The following is an 18,475-nucleotide window of genomic DNA, read 5'->3' as shown; positions in this document are numbered from 1 at the left end:
ATTGCACACGTGGCCGGAAACGAGGATGTCCTAGTAACTGTCGAAAACGGTGTCGGCCTCGTCACCCTGAACCGGCCGAAGGCCATCAACTCGCTGACCCACGGCATGGTGACCGCCCTGGGCAACGCACTCCACGCCTGGGAGGCCAACGACGGCGTCCACACCGTGCTGCTCGACGGCGCAGGCGAGCGCGGGCTGTGCGCGGGCGGCGACGTCGTGGCGCTCTACCACAGCGCGAAGGCCGGCGGTGCCGAGGCGAGGCAGTTCTGGTTCGAGGAGTACCAACTCAACGCCTACATCGGCCACTACCCCAAGACGTATGTCGCGTTGATGGACGGCATCGTCATGGGCGGCGGCGTCGGTGTCAGCGCACACGGCGACGTCCGCGTGGTCACCGACAACACCAAGATGGCGATGCCCGAGGTCGGCATCGGCTTCATCCCCGACGTCGGCGGCACCTATCTGCTCTCCCGCGCCCCCGGCCTGCTCGGCTACCACGCCGCGCTGACCGGTGCGCCGTTCTCCGGCGCCGACGCGATCGCCATGGGCTTCGCCGACCGTTTCGTGCCGCACGACCGGCTGGCCGACTTCCGGGCCGCCGTGATCGCCGACGGCGTCGACGCCGCGCTGACCGCCCACACCGTCGAACCGCCCGCCAGTCACCTGCTCGCGCAGCGGGACTGGATCGACGAGTGCTACGCCGGGGACACCATCGCCGACATCATCGCCGCGCTGCGCGGCCACGATGCCGGCCCGGCCGACGACGCCGCGAACCTCATCGCGTCGCGCTCCCCCATCGCGCTCGCCGTCGCGCTGGAGTCGATCCGCCGGGCGGCCCGCCTCGACACACTGGAGGACGTCCTCCGCGACGAATACCGCGTCTCGTGCGCGTCGCTGCGCTCGCACGACTTCGTCGAGGGCATCCGGGCTCAACTCGTCGACAAGGACCGCAACCCCAAGTGGTCGCACCAGTCGGTCGCCGAGGTCACCGCTGCCGACGTTGACGGATACTTCACGCCAGCCGATCCCGACCTCACGTTCCCCTAAGGAGTAGCCATGGATTACGAGACCATCCTCGTCACCCGCGACGGCCGGGTCGGCACGATCACGCTGAACCGCCCCAAGGCGCTCAACGCGCTCAACTCCCAGGTGATGGTCGAAGTCACCACGGCGGCAGCCGAATTCGATGACGACGAGGGCATCGGAGCCATCGTCATCACCGGCAGCGAGAAGGCGTTCGCGGCGGGCGCGGACATCAAGGAGATGGCGAACCTGTCGTTCGCCGACGTCTTCACCTCCGACTTCTTCGCGCTGTGGGGCACGTTCGCGGCAACCCGCACCCCCACCATCGCCGCGGTCGCGGGCTACGCGCTCGGCGGTGGGTGTGAGCTGGCGATGATGTGCGACATCCTCATCGCGGCCGACACCGCGAAGTTCGGCCAGCCCGAGATCAAGCTGGGCGTGCTGCCGGGCATGGGCGGTTCACAGCGGTTGACCCGGGCGATCGGCAAGGCCAAGGCGATGGACCTGATCCTGACCGGTCGCACGATCGGCGCCGAAGAGGCGGATCGCAGCGGTCTGGTGTCGCGGGTGGTGCCCGCCGACCGGCTGCTCGACGAGGCCAACGAGGTCGCCGCGGCGATTGCGGGGATGTCGCGCAACGCATCCCGGATGGCCAAGGAAGCGGTCAACCGCGCCTTCGAGTCCACGCTGACCGAAGGCCTGCTCTACGAGCGCCGGCTGTTCCACTCGGCGTTCGCCACCGAGGACCAGAAGGAAGGTATGGCGGCGTTCAGCGAGAAGCGCCCCGCGAACTTCACCCATCGCTAAAGTGCACTGGTGAGCCGCACCGCGGAGGTCAGCGAGCAGGCGCCGCCGCAGGAGCAGCCACCACCGAAACGGGCGTGGTGGCTGCGCCATTACACGTTCTTCGGCACCGCCGTCGGGCTGGTGTTCGTCTGGTTTTCGCTCACCCCGTCGCTGCTGCCGCGCGGCCCGCTGTTCCAAGGCCTGGTCAGCGGCGGGGCGGGCGCGGTGGGTTACGGCATCGGCGTCTTCGGGGTGTGGCTCGTGCGCTACATGTTGTCCAGAGACACCAGCCCGCCGGCGCCGCGGTGGGCCTGGCTGGCACTGGTCGTGGTGGGCGTCGTCGGCCAGGTGCTGATGATCATCTACTTCCACGTCTGGCAGGACCAGATCCGCGACCTGATGGGTGTGCCGCGGATGGGGTTCTGGGACCACCCGCTGGCCGCGGTGCTGTCGATCGTCGTGCTGTTCGCGCTCGTCGAGGTGGGCCAGCAGGTCAGGCGGTTGGTGGGATTCCTGGTCAGGCAGCTCGATCGCGTTGCGCCGCCGAGGGTTTCAGCAGTGGTCGTGGTGGCGCTGCTGTTGGCGCTGACCATCGCGATTCTCAACGGTGTCGTGGTACGGGGCGCGATGAGCGCGATCAACAACACCTTTGCGACGGTCAACGACGAATCCGACCCCGACACCTCCCCACCCGCCAGCGCGTTGCGGTCGGGCGGTCCGCAGTCGCTGGTCAGCTGGGAGTCGCTGGGCCACCAGGGCCGGATCTTCGTCGCGGCCGGGCCGACGGTCGAGGAAATCGCCGCGTTCAACGGTGCGCCCGCGATCGAGCCGATCCGCGCGTACGCCGGTCTGCACTCGGCCGACGGTATCCGCGCGACGGCCAGGGTGGCCGCCCAGGAGCTGCTGCGCACCGGCGGTCTGACCCGCGAGGTCGTCGCCGTCGCGACCACCACGGGCACCGGATGGATCAACGAGGCGGAGGCCTCGGGCCTGGAGTACATGTTCAACGGCAACACGGCGATCGTGTCGATGCAGTATTCGTTCCTGCCGAGCTGGTTGTCGTTCCTGGTCGACCAGGAGAACGCCAGGCAGGCCGGGCAGGCGTTGTTCGAGGCCGTCGACGAACTGGTGCGCGCGATGCCGGAAGCCCAGCGCCCCCGGCTCGTCGTCTTCGGTGAGAGCCTCGGCTCGTTCGGCGGGGAGGCGCCGTTCCTGGCGCTCAACAACCTGATCGCGCGCACCGACGGCGCACTGTTCTCCGGTCCGACCTTCAACAACACGATCTGGAACGATTTGACCCGCCAACGCGATCCGGGCTCACCGCAATGGCTGCCGATCTACGACGACGGCGAGAACGTCCGCTTCGTCGACCGCCCGGAGGACCTCGGACGTCCCGAAAATCCTTGGGGTGCACCACGAGTGGTGTATCTGCAGCATGCCTCCGACCCGATCGCCTGGTGGAATCCCGACCTGTTGTTCGCTCGGCCGGACTGGCTCCACGAGCCGCCGGGTTACGACCGGACCGCGCGGATGAAGTGGATCCCGGTGGTGACGTTCCTGCAGGTGTCGGCCGATATGGCGGTGGCCATCGACGTACCGGACGGTCACGGCCACGTCTACGTCAAGGACGTCGCCAACGGGTGGGCGGCGGTGCTGCAGCCGCCGGGGTGGACGCCGGAGAAGACCGAGCGGCTGCGGCCGCTGCTGCACTCCGACGGTTAGAGCAGAACGCCTTCGGCCTTCAGCGCGCGGTAGCCGCCGACGACGTCGGTGGCGCGGTGCAGGCCGAGGTCGAGCAGCGACGCGGCGGCGAGGCTGGACGTGTAGCCCTCCGAGCACAGCACCACCCACTCGACGTCGTCGTCGACGGCCTCGGGCAGCCGGGCGTCGCTGGTCGGGTCGCATCGCCACTCGAGCACGTTGCGTTCGATCACCATCGCGGCAGGCACCCCGCCTTCGGCAGCACGCTGCGCCTGCGGGCGGATGTCGACGAGCAGCGCGCCACGCGCGAGCGCGCCGGGCACCGCGGCCGCGGGCATGCGCTGCAATCTGGCTCTGGCGGCGTCGAGGACCTTATCGATGCGGCTTGTCACGCGGTCATCCCTCCGGTGTGTCGGTGAGTTCGGTGCGGCTGCGGCGCAACGTCTGCCGCTCGGTGACCTCGTAGTAGGACATCGCGGTCAGCGGCGGCGAGTAGGCGTGCACGCTCAGGGTCGGTCCGGTCAGCGTCGAACCAAGCGCAGCATCCGGCGCCCACACCACATCGTGCACCCAGCCGAGCGGGAACGCGGCCTGATCCCCCGCCGCGAGCTCGCGCCGTCGCAAACCGTCCCCGTCCCAACGGGTTTCGGCGAGCGAGCCGGACACGACGGTGAGCGCGCCGAGGGACCCGCCGTGGTCGTGCAGTTCGGTCGACCGGTCGGGCACCCAGCTGATCAGCCAGATGTCGAGTTCGTCGTCGCCGTGCAGCCTCGTGTACCAACGGTCGTCGCCGGGCACGCCGCCGCGGGGCAGTAGGTGGTCGAAGCGTCCGCTGAGTACGGCGTCGGCACCGCGGTCGGTGGCGTGCAGGAGGTCGGGGAGACGAAGCCGGGTGGGCGCGGAGACCGCGGGAACGGCAGAAACGGGCGACGAGAGGGTGTGGACAGACATGACGAGAACTCCAAGAGGGCAGACGGGTCTGGGGGTGGGCGTCAGGCCCGACAACACTCCACAAACACGGTCCGCTCCGTCACGGCGGCCAGTGTTGCATAGATTGACCCCATGCGCAGACGCCTTCCCCGCTTCTCCGCGGCCGTCGCCGTCACCGGTGTCCTGGCCCTGACCGGTTGCTCCGACGGCGGTGGCGAGGGTGCGCAACCCTCGTCGACCCAGACGTCGCCGCAGGCCACAGCGTCGACGACGACCACGGCAGCCCGCACGGCGGCGCCCGGTGAGGTGGGCACCTCCCCTGGCGGGGTGACGACGGCGGTGGGCGCCCCGGCCGAGTCCACCGAAGAGGAGTACTTCCAGGCCTGCGACGCGGCCAAGACGTGGATGAACGAGCGTGGCGGCGACCTCAAAGCGCAGGTGGAACCCTATCTCGCGGAGATCCAGAAGTCCGATGCGGCGGGCCCGGGCACCTTCGGGACGCCGTGGTCCCAGCTGCAGCCGGCGCGTCAGGCGGCGGTCATCGTCGCCGTCGAGGCGGCCGCAGACGGACTGTGCGGATGAGGTTTCGTTCACGCTGCGCAAAACGCGGCGCAAGATAACGCCATGAGCAAACGCGTCGCCCTGGTGCTCGGCAGTGGCGGTGCCCGCGGCTACGCGCACATCGGGGTCATCGACGAACTGCGGTCGCGGGGCTACGAGATCGTCGGCATCTCGGGCTCGTCGATGGGCGCGCTGGTGGGGGGCCTGCAGGCGGCGGGCAAGCTCGACGAGTACGCCGAGTGGGCCAGATCGCTGACCCAGCGCGCGGTACTGCGCCTGCTGGATCCCTCGATCGCCGCGGCCGGGGTGTTGCGGGCGGAGAAGATCCTCGACGCCGTGCGTGAGGTCCTCGGCGAGGTCTGCATCGAAGACCTGCCGGTGCCGTACACAGCCGTCACGACGGATCTGATCGCCGGCCGGTCGGTGTGGCTGCAGCGCGGTCCGGTGGACGCGGCGATTCGCGCGTCGATCGCGATCCCCGGCGTCATCACCCCGCATGTGCTCGACGGCCGGTTACTCGCCGACGGCGGGATCCTCGACCCGTTGCCGATGGCGCCGGTCGCCGCAGTGAATGCCGACCTCACGATCGCGGTGAGCCTGGGCGGCAGCGAGACCGGCGGCACCGAGCCCGTCGACGGTGACGCGACCTCGACGGCCGACTGGATGAACCGGTTGCTGCGCAGCACATCTGCGATGCTGGATTCGAAGTCGGCGCGCACGGTGCTCGACACCCCGGCGGTGCGGTCCATGCTCAACCGCTTCGGCACCACCGCCGACGGGGACGGTGAGGTCGGTGAGTTCGGTGACCAGATCGAATCGAACAGCAGCGCCGACCAACTCGTCGACTCCGCCAAAGAGGTGACGGTGCCGAGGCTGGGCAGCTTCGAGGTGATGAACCGCACCATCGACATTGCGCAGGCGGCGCTGGCCCGCCACACGCTGGCGGCCTATCCGCCCGACCTGCTCATCGAGGTACCCCGATCCGCTTGTCGCAGTTTGGATTTCCACCGCGCGGCCGAGGTCATCGAGTTAGGCAGGGAGTTGGCCGTCCAGGCGCTCGACCAGTTCGACCAGCCGGCGTTCACCCCGCTACTGCAGCCCTGAGAAGAAGCCGGCGACGTCGGCGGCCACCCGTCGGCCCTGCGCCCTGCCGGCCTCCGCGGACGGTACCCGGCACGCCGGGTCGAGCGGATTCGGGCCGAACGCGGCGAGCGCCTCGTCGTCGGCGAAGATGCCGAACGTCGGGGCGGCGAATCCGTCCACCTCGGCGACGGCCCCGCTACCGAACGGGGACGGCGACGACCGGCCGGACGGCACGAGGGCCACCGCGGCGTCGCAGTCCGCGGCGACCCCCATGTTGACGGTGCTGCCGACACCGCCGTCCATGAATCGCCGCGGCCCGATCGTCACCGGCGGCCACACTCCCGGCACGGCACAGCTGGCGGCGACGGCGTCGACCAGGCTGACCCCCGAGGACCGGTCGAAGGTGACCAGTTCGCCTTTGGCCGTGTCGATTGCCGTCACTCGCAGGTCACGGTCGGGCCATTCATGGCTGGGCAGGCGTTGTTCGATCACCGCGCGGCGCACGTCCTCGGCGACGGTCGGCGTCGACAGTGCGATCTCCCCGATGCGTCGCAACTTCTCGGTGATCGTCTTCTTGGTGACATTCGCGTCCGGATCACTCATCGCGGCGAGGAAGACACCGGTGATCGTCTCGATGCTGACCCCGGGGTCGATCTCGGCCGACGTCGTCACCAGCTGCCGGTCGTAGAGCGCCTCGATGCCGAGACCGCTGCCGATCTGCGCGGCCACCGTGGACCCGGCCGACGTGCCCACCAGGATCTCAGCGCCCAGCAGTGCCCGCGCGGTGTCGGGCGCTTCGTCGGCGATGCCGCGCAGCACTCCGGTCTCCCACGCGATGCCCGCGATACCCCCACCGGCCAGCACCAGCGCTCGCTTCGTCACAGAAGTCCACTGTGCCAGGTGACGCGACCGAGGCTCAGCCGGGCTGGACGGTCAGCGGCAGCGTCGTGATGAACCGGGTGTCCCCGGGGGTCGACTCGGCCCACAGTCTGCCGCCATGCCGGTCGACGCTGCGGACCGCGATGTCGAGGCCGAGTCCCGCACCCTCACCGAAAGGTTTGGTGGTGAAGAAGGGGTCGAACACCCGCGGCAACACGTCGTCGGGGATGCCTGGTCCGGTGTCGCACACCTCGACGCGCACGGTGTCCCGCTCGCGGCGGGTGCGCAGCGTGAGCACTCCCGACGGCATGGCGTCGAGGGCGTTGTTGATGAGGTTGGTCCACACCTGGTTGAGCTCGGCGGCGTAACAGGGCACGCCGGGCAGACCGTGGTCGAAGTCGCGCACGACCGTGACACCGGGTCCGAGCCGGTGCGACAGCATCGCCAGCGTGCTGTCGAGCAATTCGTGGATGTCGGTGACGTCGAAGGGGGCGCGGTCCAGTTGCGAGTACTGCTTGACCTGGTCGACGAGCACCGAGATGCGCTTCGTCGCGTCGGCGATCTCGGTGAGCAGCAGTTCGGTCTCCGCGGTGGCGCTCAGCGATCGGACCGCTGCGTCCAGCGCGGCCGGCGTCTCGCCACATCCGGACGCCGAGATCCGCTCCAGCCAGTCGATGTCGATGCCGGCGTCGGCGAAGGTGGCGGCGTGATCCCACGCGTCAGTGACCCCGTGGGCGTCGAGCCATCCCCCGAGCGCCTCTTCCAGGTGGGACTTTTGCACCGTGGTCAGATCGGTCGGCTTGGCGGCCACCTCGGCCACCCGGTCGTGCAACTCGAGAAGCGCGGTGTCGGCGCCCACTTCGGCGCGCCGCTGACGTGTTTCGGCGATTCGGGACCGTAGCGCGGAGGCGGCGCGGACGGCGGCCGCGGCCGGATTGTTCAGTTCGTGGGTGAGCCCGGCGGTCAGTTGCCCGAGCTGCACAAGACGCTCGTGCGGGCCGATGATGCGGCCGGCGTTCAGTCGCCCGTGGGAGTGTCCGACCAGCAGGTGGGTTGCCATCGGGAACTCGGTGCGCAGGAAGGCGCCCAGTGTGGCGGCATCGATCACCAGCAGCCGTGACGGCCGGGTCACGTTGACGTTGAGCTCGTAGCGGACGTCGTCGTCGGGGAGGAACGCCGACCACGCGCCGCAGTACGCCCCCCGCTGCGACGTCGTCCACATCTCGATGTCGCGGTTGCCGGTGCGCTTCGACAGCAGGATCTCACCGTCGAGCAGGACGTAGAAGTGCGTCGCCGGCGCGCCTTCGCGGCAGAGCAGTCCGGCGGGCAGGGTCGTCACCGTCCCGTTGCCGCACAGCCGTTCGAGTTGCTCGTCGGTGAGGCCTTCGAAGAGGAACAGGCCACGCAGTTCGTCGATGTCGCACGCGTTCGCAGGTTCGTCGACCATGCTCGTCCGCCCTTGGCCTGGGGATCACCGAAGGCCTCAGGTTACCGCGATCGGGGTCCGCGGCCACCCGAACTTCTATCCCCTCAGCATCGCTTTCGCGGTTTGGTATTTCACATCGCGAAGGCCAGCACCTGAGTGACCTGCGTCGGCGAGAAGTTGTCGTCACTGATCAGCACCACGGCGCGACGTCCGTCCGGCAATGTCGGCCCCAGCGTGATGCCCTCGATGTTGTCGAGCCGGGTCAGACCTGGCGTCATGGTCAGATCGGCCAGCAGGGTCTTCGGCATCGGGCGCACCTGATGGTCGGCGAGCGCGGGCAGATCCAGCAGGTTGTCCGCATCGGCCACCTCGGCGCGGTAGAGCCGCACGCTGTTACGTCCGGCGAAACCGCGCTCGACCACCACGAAGGTCGCATCCTCCAGGGCGACCAGGGCGGACACCCCATTGTCCCCGCCCGGCCCGGCGGACACCGCGTCCAGCGGGTACGCGTACTGCGCGGTCGCGGCCCCGGTGTCCGGATCGAACCGGGTGATGCGGGTGAGCGCGCCCTCGGTGTCCGAGGGCAGCGGCCCGTCCTGGTACAGCGGTCCCTCCATCGCCGCCCACACCCACCGTCCGCTGGGCGTGACGGTGAGCCCCTCCAAGCCTTCGTTGCGCCGCGGACCGCTGTCGCCCGCCGACATCCGCAGCGCGGGCGGCAATGCGAACTCGCCGAGATACCGGCCTTCGAAATCGGCGATCCGCACGAACGGATCCTGAAGCACCGGGCCGTTCGGGTCATCGGTCATGCGTTCGCCCTCGCTGGACCAGTACAGCCGGTGGCGGCCGGGGTCCACCGCGATGCCTTCCGCGTCCGGCGGCACAACGGGTGGGCGTGCCGCGGGGTCGAGCGGCGCGAACGGTCGCCCGCCGGCATCCAGCCAGGGATGGGTGGCGATGAAATCGAGGGAGCTGATCCCGTTGCCGTCCAGCCGGATTCGGGCCTCGTAAAAACGCGCCGGGTTCTTCGCCGACCGGTCGTCGCTGACGATGAAGTAGGCATCGCGTTGCGCGTCGTAGCTGAGGCCGGACAACCCGCCGATGACCGTTCCGTCCAGCTCGGCGCCGCCGGGAACCTGCTGCTGGCCGACATACAGCAACCCGGGCGGGGAAGGATTGGCCGTCGCGCATCCTGTGATCGTCGACGCGAGCAGCATCGCGCACAGCGCCCGCCTCACACAAATGTGCACTCGTCGTCCTCTCGTCACAGCGCTTCCTCTGGATACGGGGTCGGCGGCTATCCACATGAACGCGCCACGCCCGTATCCGATTCAGTGAGACGAGAATGCCCGCCGGCTGCACATGTCAGCGCGTGACACACCGTTGCCGGGTCACACCGCGTGCAGGAACAAGACGATCAGAGCGGTCATCAGGATGATCGTCGAGATGGCGGAAATGATTGTGCTCGTGACGAACTCACCCGGGTTGCGCACCGCGCCGTCGTCGCGCCGTACCCGTTGTGAGCTGAAGAATGCAGTGGTCATGCGCTGGCTCGTTCTGTCGGTGCATGGCGGCGGCCAAGGCTGTAGTGCCCGCTGCATCGGCCGGTCCCTGTGATCTGGTCAACACCATCCCCTCGTGGATTTCATTCCTCTGGCGGTAATTCACCGCCGGTTGGCAGGATCGCAGCGCCCGCCAGGCCATCTCGAATTGACCTACCCTGTAGCGGTGTCTCGCGTCCTCAGCGTCAACCTGGCCCGGCCGATGCCGAATCCCGCCAAGTCGACGAAGGTCACCGGTATCGACAAGGTGCCGACGGAGGACGCGGTGCCGGTGCGGGCGCCCGGCCGCGTCGGCAGCGGATTGTCGGATGACCTCGTCGGCAACACGCGGTTGCACGGCGGGGACGACCAGGCGGTGTACGCCTATGCGCGCGAGGACCTCGATCGCTGGCAGGCCACGATTGGACGGCCATTGGCCAATGGCAACTTCGGTGAGAACGTCACCACCTCCGGGATCGACGTGACCGGCGCCAGGGTCGGTGAACGGTGGCGGGTGGGCACGGACGGGCTGCTGCTCGAAGTCACCTCACCGCGGACGCCGTGCCGGACCTTTGCGGCATACCTGGGCGTGCGCGGCTGGATCAAGACCTTCACCGAGGCGGCCGTCCCCGGCGCCTATCTGCGGGTGATCCACCCCGGCACCGTCCGGGCGGGAGACGAGGTCGAGGTGATCGACCGTCCCGACAGCGACATCACGGTCGGGCTGGTGTTCCGCGCCATCAGCGGCGAATCCGACCTCCTGCCCCGGCTCCTCGACGCCAACGCGCTTCCCGACGACATCAAGAAGCTGGCCCGCAAGCGCCTCGCTCGCGTCTGACCTCAGCCAAGCCCCGGTGCGGCCCGCCCGCTGATCAGGGGCAGGTCGAGGTAGGTCGCGATGCCCGGAGCCGCAGCGCACACGGCCGGGATCGAGTTCACGCAGTGCGCGGCGGTCGCGACGATGCCGTTGTTGCTCTCCAACCCCGACTCGACGCTGTCGGGCTGAAAACCCTTGACGGTCACCGTGAAATCCGGATTGCCGCGGACCTCCATCTCGTAACGCTCCCCCGCCTCGCCGAAGGTCCACGCCGGGTCGAGGTGCTCCTCACCCATCAGCCAGTTGACGGTGACGCGGACGACGACCTCGCCGTCGACGGTCGCCTCCCAGTGGAACCGCCGCCCGGCGACCTGCCCCGGTGCGATGGCGCCGATCGGAGAGTCGATCGGCGCGGTGGCCACCGCGATCTCCTGCGACGACCGGATCGTCGGGTCGGCCCGGAAACCCATCTTGTCGACGACCATCTTCACCGACTGGATGAAGCCGCCGTCGAGCAGCTTCTGCATCGGCCCCGACAGCGCGTTGGCCGGGGTGTCCCCGAAACCCATCACGTAACGCACCACGTCCGGTGCGTCGTAGGTGCGCAGATCCGAGAACTCCTCGGCCCGAACGAACGTCACCGCCGTCGACATGATCGACAGGACCAACGGGAACTTCTCGCTGATCCCGCCGGGGGCGATGCCGGTGCCGTGCAGCGTGACGTCGCCGTCGAGCGCGGCGGCCCGCAGCGGCGCGGCCTCCTTCTCACCCGGGTAGAACCAGCCGACGGGCGTGACGACGTTCTTGCCGGACCGCAGCAGGGCGGCGACCTCGTTCGGGTCCGGGAGCAGCGGTGAGTAGATCACCGCGTCGGCATCGAGCGCGAGGATGTCCTCGACGCTGTTGGTGGCGGTGACCCCGATCGGTTCTGCCCCGATGAGGTCACCGACGTCCTTGCCGGCCTTGGCTTTCGAGTGCACCCAGCAGCCGACGAGTTCGAGCTCGGGGTGCTCGAGTACGCCGTCGATCGCGGCGACGCCCACGCCGCCGGTCGCCCACTGCACCACCCGTAACGCCATGGATCCTCCTCTTGACCGCCGAACTAGAACACGTTCTATTGTGGTCTACACCACATCGGGCCGTAAGCGAAGGGATCGCCATGAGAGGCAACCGCGTGTTCGTCGTCGGAGTCGGGATGACGAAATTCGAGAAGCCGGGCGGACGCGGAGCTCGCGGAGCGGACCATGAGTCCCGTCGGGAGGGCTGGGACTACCCGCAGATGGCCAAGGAGTCGGGCACCAAGGCGCTCGCCGACGCCGGTATCGAGTACTCCGAGGTGCAGCACGGCTTCGTCGGCTATTGCAGCGGCGACTCGACGTCGGGAAACCGCGCGCTCTACGAACTCGGTATGACCGGCATTCCGGTGGTCAACGTCAACAACAACTGCTCGACGGGCTCCACGGCGCTGTATCTGGCCGCGCAGACCATCCGCGGTGGGCTGGCCGACTGCACGATCGCGCTCGGCTTCGAGAAGATGCAACCCGGCGCGCTGGCCGGCGGCGCCGACGACCGCGAGTCGCCGTTGGGCCGTCACATCAAGGCGTTGGCGGAGATCGACGAGTTCGCATTCCCTGTGGCGCCGTGGATGTTCGGCGCGGCGGGACGTGAGCACATGCGCCAGCACGGCTCGACGGCGGAGCACTTTGCAAAGATCGGCTACAAGAACCACAAGCATTCGGTCAACAACCCGTACGCCCAGTTCCAGGACGAGTACACCCTCGACGACATCCTGGGCGCCCGGATGATCTCCGACCCGCTGACCAAACTGCAGTGCTCGCCCACCTCGGACGGTTCGGGCGCGGCGATCCTCGCCGGCGAGGCGTTCGTCGAGCGGCACGGGCTCGCCGGACAGGCGGTCGAGATCGTCGGCCAGGCGATGACCACCGACTTCGGCAGCACGTTCGACGGCACCGCCAAGAACCTGATCGGCTACGACATGAACGTCAAAGCGGCTCAACAGGTCTACGAACAGTCCGGGCTGGGCCCCGCCGACTTCCAGGTCATCGAGCTGCACGACTGCTTCTCGGCCAACGAACTGCTGCTGTACGAGGCGCTGGGCCTGTGCGGTGAGGGTGAGGCCCCCAAGCTCATCGACAACGACGACACCACCTACGGCGGGCGGTGGGTGGTCAACCCGTCGGGCGGGCTGATCTCCAAGGGCCATCCGCTCGGCGCGACCGGTCTGGCGCAGTGCGCCGAGCTGACGTGGCAGCTGCGGGGAACCGCCGACAAGCGGCAGGTCGACGACGTCCGCGCGGCGCTGCAACACAACATCGGGTTGGGTGGCGCGGCCGTGGTCACCGCCTATCAGCGCGCCGATCGCTGAAAGTTTTTCGCGAACGGGTCGAACCGTCCGGGCCCTGACTCCGTTATCAGGGAGGATCGCAACGATCGGGGAAGCTTTACCGCGCCGTGGGCGATCTATCTAGAGGACATCGACAACGAAATGATCGGAGATCAACCATGCGCACAGGATGGGCGCTTGCCGCGGCGACGGCGGCGGTATGCGGGGTCCTCGCGGCGCCGGCCGGCCTGGCCTCAGCAGACGAATCTGCACAGGACACCATCAATCGGCTGCAGCAGCAGGGGTTCACGGTCAACATCGACCGCGTCGGCTCAGGCACCTTGAACGAATGCGTGGTCACCAACGTGCGCAATCCGCGGACCGTCACCTCGTTCTCGCCGATCGACCGGATCGGCATCGACGACGACTACAACATCAACGCGTTCAATCCGATCGTGGTCGGCCGGACGGTGTCGGTCACGGTGAACTGCGCGGGGTGAGACGCCGGAAGACCCGACCGGGATGGGACACCGGTCGGGTCGCTCCGGGCGCCCTACGCAGGCGCGGGAACGCGGTCCTGCGTGCGCGTGCTCTGGACATCGGCGGTGTCGTCGTCGTCGACCATGGTGAGTTCGTCGAACGGGTCGTCACCGCGCAGCACCGCATCCACCCGGTCCTTGTCGATGGTCTTCGTCCACGAACCCACCAGGATGGTGGCTACCGCGTTGCCCGAGAAGTTCGTCACCGCACGGGCTTCGGACATGAACCGGTCGATGCCGACGATCAGCCCCACCCCGTCGAGCAGGTCGGGGCGGTGGCTCTGCAGCCCGCCGGCCAGCGTGGCCAGACCCGCACCGGTGACACCAGCCGCACCCTTGGAGGCGACGATCATGAACACCAGCAGACCGATCTGCTCGGTCAGCGACAGCGGATCGCCCAGCGCGCCGGCGATGAACAGCGATGCCATGGTCAGGTAGATCGCGGTGCCGTCGAGGTTGAACGAGTAGCCGGTCGGCACGACGACACCGACGGTGGTGCGCTCCACACCGAGGTGCTCCATCTTCGCGATCAGCCGCGGCAGCGCGGACTCCGACGACGAGGTCGACACGATCAGCAGGTACTCACGCGCCAGGTAGCGGACCAGCTTGAAGATCGACACTCCCGCCACCACACGCATCAGCGCACCGAGCACACCGAAGACGAACACCGCGCAGGTGAGGTAGAAGCCGAGCATCAGCGCCAGCAGTTGCGTCACTGCGGCCCAACCGGTTTGACCGACGACGTTGGCGATGGCGCCGAACGCGCCGATGGGTGCCAGCCACAGGATCATGACGAGGATCTTGAAGACCAGCTTCTGCAGGTGCTCGACACCCCGCAGGATCGGCTCGCCCGCCCGGCCCATCGCCTGCAGTGCGAAGCCGACCAGCAACGCGACGAACAGCGCCTGCAGCACGCTGCCCGCGGTCAGCGCGGACAGCAGGGTCTCGGGGATGATGCCCTGCACGAAGTCGAGCAGCCCCCCGGACTCGTGGGCCTTCTCGGCGAGTTCGGCGCCCTTGCCCGCGGTGCTCTCCGACAGGTTCATCCCGGTTCCCGGGTGCAGCACATTCCCGACCACCAGCCCGATCGCCAGCGCGAAGGTGGACATCACCAGGAAGTAGCAGAAGGCCAGGCCGCCGACCTTGCCGACGGTGGCCGCCTTACGCACCGAGCCGATGCCCAACACGATCGTGCAGAAGATGACCGGACCGATCATCATCTTGATCAGGTCGACGAACATGGTGCCCAGCACACCGACGCTTTTGCCCACACCGGGCGCGAGGATGCCGACGGCCACGCCGGCCACCACCGCCACGATAACGGCGATGTAGAGCCAGTGCGTGCGGTCTCGCCGGGGCGTCGGTGCCTCGGGTGGGTCAGGGGTGACGCTCATGGATCCTCCAGGTCGACATCGGGCGTGGTCTGCAAGTAGGTTCGGCGAGGACGTGAGCCAGGTCACGCTTTAGTTCATTTCGTTCAGCGGAGGTGTGGGTGGCGCGCTGGTGGCCCCGTTCGCTGGCCGGGCAGGCCATCGCCCTGCAGATCGCGATCATCGCGGTGATCGTGCTCGCCGGGAGCGCGCTCGCACTCGTCGACGCCCGCCGCGACGGCGACGACGCGGCCCGCCAACAAGTCGTCGGTGTCGCCACCGCGCTCGCCGATTCGCCGTCGACCGCCCAGGCCATTGAGTCCGGCAGGGCCACAGAGCTTCTGCAACCGGTCACCGAAGCGGTCCGCACGCAGACCGGCATCGCGTTCATCACGATCATGGCGCCAGACGGGCTGCGGTTCACCCACACCGACCCGCAGCAGATCGGCGGCCGGTACCTCGGCACGATCGAACCCGCGCTGCGCGGTGAGACGTTCAGCGAGGTCTACACCGGAACGCTGGGCCCGTCCATCCGCGCCGTCGCGCCGGTGCGTGACGGCGCCGGACGCATCGTCGGCCTGGTGTCCGCGGGGATCACCCAGCAGACGCTGGTCCAGCGCTGGCGGGCGCAGATCCCGACGATCGCCGCGGTAACCCTTGCCGCAGTGCTGGTGTCGTCGGTCGGCACCTGGCTGATCCGGCGCCGCCTGCTGCGCCAGACCCACGGTCTGCGCCCCGCCGAGCTGCGCGTGATGTACGAACACCACGACGCCATCCTGCATTCGGTGTCCGAGGGGCTCGTCGTCGTCGACCGCAACGGGGTGGCGTTGGTCAACGACGAGGCGCGCCGGCTGCTCGCGCTGCCGCCGGGCCCCATCGACACCGCTGCGCTACCGCTGTTCCTGCAGACCTCCGACCCGGGAGCGCGCGACGAGGTCCACGTCACCGACGAACGCGTCCTGGTGGTCAACCGCTCCCGGGTCACCGGATCCGACTCGGAGGTGGTGACCATCCGCGATCGCACCGAATTGCAGGGTGCGCTGGGCGAACTCAGCTCACTGCAGGTGCTCACCGATTCGCTGCGGGCACAGGCACACGAGGCGGCCAACAAGCTGCACACCGTGGTCACCATGGTGGAGATGGGGCGTCCGGAGGATGCCGTGCGCTTCGCGACGCACGAACTCGAGTTGTCCCAGCGCCTCGTCGACCGCCTCTCGAACGCGGTCGCGGAACCCGCCCTGGTGGCACTGCTGCTGGGAAAGACGGCGCAGGCCGACGAACGGGGCATCGCGCTGACCGTCACCGAGGACACCCACCTGCCGTCGCACAGCGACGCGATGTCCGGCCAGGAGATGGTCACCGTGCTGGGCAATCTCGTCGACAACGCGATGGACGCCTGCGACCGCGACGACCCCTGGGTGGAGGTGACGGTCAATCAGGACGACGAGCGTCTGCTGATCCGGGTGGCCGACAGCGGCCCCGGCATGGATCCGGCAACCTTCGCGCGGGCCATGCGGCGAGGCTATTCGACCAAATCGGGTGACGGCCCGGCACACCACGGCCTCGGGCTGGCGCTGGTCGGCCAGGTGGTCGCCCGCCATCACGGCAGGATCACCGCGGATGTCACCTACGGTTCGGTGGTGACCGTGACGGTGCCACTGGAGGCGGCATGAGCGCGCCGCCGATCACGGTGCTGATCGTCGAGGACGATCCCCTGATCGCCGAGGCTCATCACACCTATCTGTCCCGCCTCGCCGGGTTCTCCACGACCGCCGTCGTCCATACCGCACGCGACGCGATGCGCGCGGCGTCCGGGGCGGCCGCCGACGAGCGCCCGATCGATCTGGTGCTGCTCGACCTCGGCCTGCCCGATGCCAGCGGGATCGCGCTGGCGTCGAGTCTGTCGGGCCTGCGCCCGGCGCCCGACATCATCGCAATCACCTCAGAACGCGACCTGGAGATGGTGCGCGCGGCGGTCTCTCACGGCGCGCTGGCCTATCTGCTGAAACCGTTCACGTTCGCCGCGTTCCGGGATCGGCTCGAGCGCTACCGCCGCTACCGCGAGGCACTTCCGGCCGGTATCGACGCGGCCAGCCAGGCCGAAGTGGACCGGGCGCTGTCGGAACTGCGCGGTTCCGCCGAGCGCGTCGCGGCGCCCAAGGGCGCGGCCCCGGCCACCACCGACGAAATCGCCAGGGCCATCCGCGATTCCGACGACGGGCTGACCGCCGACCAGGTGGCCACCCAGGTGGGCGTGTCCCGCGTGACGGCGTGGCGTTATCTCGAACGTCTGGCCGACGACGCCACCGTCACTCGCCTCCCCGAGTACGGCAGGGCGGGCCGCCCGAGGACGCGCTACCAGTGGCGCTGACCGCTATACGGCGGGCGTCAGTTCGCGGACGTCGGGGCGGATGATCCGATCGGTCGCCACGAACTGCGAATACGTCAGAGGCATCGGCGACGGCGGCACCGCGAGCGAGGTCACGACGCCGGCGAAGTCGGCGACGTAGAGCCGGCGGCCGTCGGCTCGCACGGCCACGCACGCGGGGCTCCCGTCACCGGTGAGTTCGTCGACGATCTCGCCTGTCAGCGTGTTGAACACCGCGACCCGGTCGTAGTCCACGACATACGCCCGCGTGCCCTCGGAGTTCACGACCAATTGCGTTGGCGCACCGCCGATCGCCACCGACTTGGTGACGGTGTTGGCCGCCAGGTCGACGACGTCGATGCTGCCGCCGTCGCGGCGGTCGGAGCGCAGCACGTACGCCAGACCGTCGCGCCCGAGTGCGAGATCGCGGATCGGCGACGCCAGCCGCAGCCGCCGCACCACCCGCACGGTGTCCGTGTCGACCGTCAGCAGGGCGCTCCCCGCCAGACTGGTCGTGGCGACGTAGAGGCGGCGCCCGGAGTCGTCCAACCGCACCGCGTCCACGCTCGCGCCCGGCCGGTAGCCGATACCGATGGTGCCGATGCGTTCCGCGGTGATGTCGATCACCGCGACGTCGACGTCTTCGTCGCCGGTGCGGCCGACGTAGAGCCGCTTCCCGTCGGGGCTGATGGTCATCGCCGTGGCGCTGAAGGCCAGCGGGTAGCGCGCGATCACGGTGCCGGCATGAGTGTCGACGACCGTCACGGCCTCGTGGTCCAGCGACGCCGTGGCGACGTAGGCGCGGTCCTCGGCCACCGCGACCAGCGTCGGCTCACCGCCCACGGCCACCACCTTGGCAGAGCCGAGGTCGGCATCGAGGACGGAGATCGAGCGGTCGCCCGGATTGGTGGCCACCACGACGCCCGCGGCGCCGTCGATGGCGATGTCGCCGACCGGTCCGCGCGGGAGCGCGGTGACGTCGAGCACGGCGACTTCGGGGTCGCGGGCGGTCATGCCCACCGCCTTCGGGGCGGCCACGGGTGATTTCTTGCGCGTGAAGATATTTGCCATGGTTCTCGGCACCTCCGCCGGTATGGGGCGCACCGG

19 protein-coding genes are annotated in these 18,475 nt (G+C 68.9%); 10 read left to right on the top strand and 9 right to left on the bottom strand.

The genetic code is table 11. The features are described 5' to 3' along the window. Positions 1–9: 9 nt before the first annotated feature. Genes I7X18_RS07210 through I7X18_RS07200 form a run of 3 tightly spaced genes read left to right on the top strand, consistent with a single transcriptional unit; the run spans position 10 to position 3,531 of the window. Positions 10–1,047 (top strand): enoyl-CoA hydratase/isomerase family protein, encoded by a 1,038-nt coding sequence (locus I7X18_RS07210; protein ID WP_193047763.1) that lies wholly within the window; start codon positions 10–12, stop codon positions 1,045–1,047. Positions 1,048–1,056: 9 nt separating this feature from the next. Next, the gene (locus I7X18_RS07205; protein ID WP_193047764.1) at positions 1,057–1,830 is read left to right on the top strand and encodes an enoyl-CoA hydratase; all 774 of its coding nucleotides are present in this window, start codon (positions 1,057–1,059) and stop codon (positions 1,828–1,830) included. A gap of 9 nt (positions 1,831–1,839) precedes the next feature. Beyond that, positions 1,840–3,531 carry an alpha/beta hydrolase gene (locus tag I7X18_RS07200; RefSeq protein ID WP_193047765.1) on the top strand — a complete coding sequence of 564 codons (1,692 nt, stop codon included), beginning with the start codon at positions 1,840–1,842 and terminating at the stop codon, positions 3,529–3,531. Here I7X18_RS07200 and I7X18_RS07195 read toward each other — a convergent pair. Continuing rightward, positions 3,528–3,848, bottom strand: a complete 321-nt coding sequence (locus tag I7X18_RS07195) for a rhodanese-like domain-containing protein (RefSeq protein ID WP_193047921.1) — start codon at positions 3,846–3,848, stop codon at positions 3,528–3,530. The two genes, I7X18_RS07200 and I7X18_RS07195, sit on opposite strands and share 4 nt — an antisense overlap. Positions 3,849–3,906: 58 nt before the next feature. Next, positions 3,907–4,461 carry a cysteine dioxygenase gene (locus tag I7X18_RS07190; RefSeq protein WP_193047766.1) on the bottom strand — a complete coding sequence of 185 codons (555 nt, stop codon included), beginning with the start codon at positions 4,459–4,461 and terminating at the stop codon, positions 3,907–3,909. Between the two features lie 111 nt (positions 4,462–4,572). Here I7X18_RS07190 and I7X18_RS07185 point away from each other — a divergent pair, with 111 nt between their 5' ends. Together I7X18_RS07185 and I7X18_RS07180 are read left to right on the top strand one after the other, a co-directional pair. Continuing rightward, on the top strand, positions 4,573–5,022 hold the full coding sequence (locus I7X18_RS07185; protein WP_193047767.1) for a lipoprotein LpqV: 450 nt from the start codon (positions 4,573–4,575) through the stop codon (positions 5,020–5,022). Positions 5,023–5,064: 42 nt separating this feature from the next. Next, entirely contained in the window at positions 5,065–6,105 is a 1,041-nt protein-coding gene (locus I7X18_RS07180) for a patatin-like phospholipase family protein (protein WP_193047768.1), read from the top strand. Here I7X18_RS07180 and I7X18_RS07175 read toward each other — a convergent pair. The 4 genes from I7X18_RS07175 to I7X18_RS07160 all read right to left on the bottom strand — a co-directional run bounded on the left by I7X18_RS07175 (position 6,091) and on the right by I7X18_RS07160 (position 9,933). Beyond that, positions 6,091–6,966: a patatin-like phospholipase family protein gene (locus I7X18_RS07175; protein WP_232375428.1), complete on the bottom strand. Its 876-nt coding sequence runs from the start codon at positions 6,964–6,966 to the stop codon at positions 6,091–6,093. The genes I7X18_RS07180 and I7X18_RS07175 overlap by 15 nt on opposite strands. 34 nt (positions 6,967–7,000) lie before the next feature. Then, a complete protein-coding gene (locus I7X18_RS07170; protein WP_193047769.1) occupies positions 7,001–8,410 on the bottom strand; it encodes an ATP-binding protein in 1,410 nt (469 codons plus the stop codon). Between the two features lie 110 nt (positions 8,411–8,520). Next, positions 8,521–9,606: an esterase-like activity of phytase family protein gene (locus I7X18_RS07165; protein ID WP_193047923.1), complete on the bottom strand. Its 1,086-nt coding sequence runs from the start codon at positions 9,604–9,606 to the stop codon at positions 8,521–8,523. A 174-nt stretch (positions 9,607–9,780) separates the two neighbouring features. Further along, positions 9,781–9,933, bottom strand: coding sequence for a hypothetical protein (locus I7X18_RS07160; RefSeq protein WP_193047770.1), 153 nt, complete (start codon positions 9,931–9,933; stop codon positions 9,781–9,783). Between the two features lie 184 nt (positions 9,934–10,117). Between I7X18_RS07160 and I7X18_RS07155 the strand changes: the two genes are divergently transcribed. Beyond that, positions 10,118–10,768: an MOSC domain-containing protein gene (locus tag I7X18_RS07155; RefSeq protein WP_232375426.1), complete on the top strand. Its 651-nt coding sequence runs from the start codon at positions 10,118–10,120 to the stop codon at positions 10,766–10,768. A gap of 2 nt (positions 10,769–10,770) precedes the next feature. Here I7X18_RS07155 and I7X18_RS07150 read toward each other — a convergent pair whose 3' ends face one another. After that, a complete protein-coding gene (locus I7X18_RS07150) occupies positions 10,771–11,826 on the bottom strand; it encodes an NAD(P)H-dependent amine dehydrogenase family protein (protein ID WP_193047771.1) in 1,056 nt (351 codons plus the stop codon). Positions 11,827–11,906: 80 nt separating this feature from the next. Here I7X18_RS07150 and I7X18_RS07145 point away from each other — a divergent pair, with 80 nt between their 5' ends. Further along, entirely contained in the window at positions 11,907–13,133 is a 1,227-nt protein-coding gene (locus I7X18_RS07145; RefSeq protein ID WP_193047772.1) for a lipid-transfer protein, read from the top strand. Between the two features lie 137 nt (positions 13,134–13,270). Beyond that, entirely contained in the window at positions 13,271–13,591 is a 321-nt protein-coding gene (locus tag I7X18_RS07140) for a hypothetical protein (RefSeq protein WP_193047773.1), read from the top strand. A gap of 53 nt (positions 13,592–13,644) precedes the next feature. Here the strand turns inward: I7X18_RS07140 and I7X18_RS07135 are convergent, their stop codons facing one another. Continuing rightward, positions 13,645–15,024 (bottom strand): cation:dicarboxylate symporter family transporter, encoded by a 1,380-nt coding sequence (locus I7X18_RS07135; protein WP_193047774.1) that lies wholly within the window; start codon positions 15,022–15,024, stop codon positions 13,645–13,647. A 98-nt stretch (positions 15,025–15,122) separates the two neighbouring features. Here I7X18_RS07135 and I7X18_RS07130 point away from each other — a divergent pair, with 98 nt between their 5' ends. Both I7X18_RS07130 and I7X18_RS07125 read left to right on the top strand, forming a co-directional pair. Beyond that, positions 15,123–16,673, top strand: coding sequence for a sensor histidine kinase (locus I7X18_RS07130; RefSeq protein WP_193047775.1), 1,551 nt, complete (start codon positions 15,123–15,125; stop codon positions 16,671–16,673). After that, entirely contained in the window at positions 16,670–17,371 is a 702-nt protein-coding gene (locus tag I7X18_RS07125) for a response regulator (RefSeq protein ID WP_193047776.1), read from the top strand. Before I7X18_RS07130 ends, I7X18_RS07125 begins: the two co-directional genes overlap by 4 nt. Positions 17,372–17,374: 3 nt before the next feature. Here the strand turns inward: I7X18_RS07125 and I7X18_RS07120 are convergent, their stop codons facing one another. Continuing rightward, complete coding sequence (locus tag I7X18_RS07120) at positions 17,375–18,439, bottom strand: MmpL3/TtfA transport complex stabilizer (protein ID WP_193047777.1); 1,065 nt, start codon at positions 18,437–18,439, stop codon at positions 17,375–17,377. Positions 18,440–18,475 lie beyond the last annotated feature (36 nt).

The sequence above is a fragment of the Mycolicibacterium baixiangningiae genome, assembly GCF_016313185.1.
Classification (GTDB): Bacteria; Actinomycetota; Actinomycetes; order Mycobacteriales; family Mycobacteriaceae; genus Mycobacterium; species Mycobacterium baixiangningiae.
This window is presented reverse-complemented; position numbering and strand designations above follow the sequence as displayed.

Bases quoted from the DNA above. Each gene is read 5' to 3' on its own strand.
- I7X18_RS07205 (WP_193047764.1), top strand. From the start codon at position 1,057: ATGGATTACGAGACCATCCTCGTCACCCGCGACGGCCGGGTCGGCACG.
- I7X18_RS07195 (WP_193047921.1), bottom strand. From the start codon at position 3,848: ATGCCCGCGGCCGCGGTGCCCGGCGCGCTCGCGCGTGGCGCGCTGCTC.
- I7X18_RS07190 (WP_193047766.1), bottom strand. From the start codon at position 4,461: ATGTCTGTCCACACCCTCTCGTCGCCCGTTTCTGCCGTTCCCGCGGTC.
- I7X18_RS07185 (WP_193047767.1), top strand. From the start codon at position 4,573: ATGCGCAGACGCCTTCCCCGCTTCTCCGCGGCCGTCGCCGTCACCGGT.
- I7X18_RS07180 (WP_193047768.1), top strand. From the start codon at position 5,065: ATGAGCAAACGCGTCGCCCTGGTGCTCGGCAGTGGCGGTGCCCGCGGC.
- I7X18_RS07170 (WP_193047769.1), bottom strand. From the start codon at position 8,410: ATGGTCGACGAACCTGCGAACGCGTGCGACATCGACGAACTGCGTGGC.
- I7X18_RS07165 (WP_193047923.1), bottom strand. From the start codon at position 9,606: ATGCTGCTCGCGTCGACGATCACAGGATGCGCGACGGCCAATCCTTCC.
- I7X18_RS07160 (WP_193047770.1), bottom strand. From the start codon at position 9,933: ATGACCACTGCATTCTTCAGCTCACAACGGGTACGGCGCGACGACGGC.
- I7X18_RS07150 (WP_193047771.1), bottom strand. From the start codon at position 11,826: ATGGCGTTACGGGTGGTGCAGTGGGCGACCGGCGGCGTGGGCGTCGCC.
- I7X18_RS07145 (WP_193047772.1), top strand. From the start codon at position 11,907: ATGAGAGGCAACCGCGTGTTCGTCGTCGGAGTCGGGATGACGAAATTC.
- I7X18_RS07140 (WP_193047773.1), top strand. From the start codon at position 13,271: ATGCGCACAGGATGGGCGCTTGCCGCGGCGACGGCGGCGGTATGCGGG.
- I7X18_RS07135 (WP_193047774.1), bottom strand. From the start codon at position 15,024: ATGAGCGTCACCCCTGACCCACCCGAGGCACCGACGCCCCGGCGAGAC.
- I7X18_RS07125 (WP_193047776.1), top strand. From the start codon at position 16,670: ATGAGCGCGCCGCCGATCACGGTGCTGATCGTCGAGGACGATCCCCTG.
- I7X18_RS07120 (WP_193047777.1), bottom strand. From the start codon at position 18,439: ATGGCAAATATCTTCACGCGCAAGAAATCACCCGTGGCCGCCCCGAAG.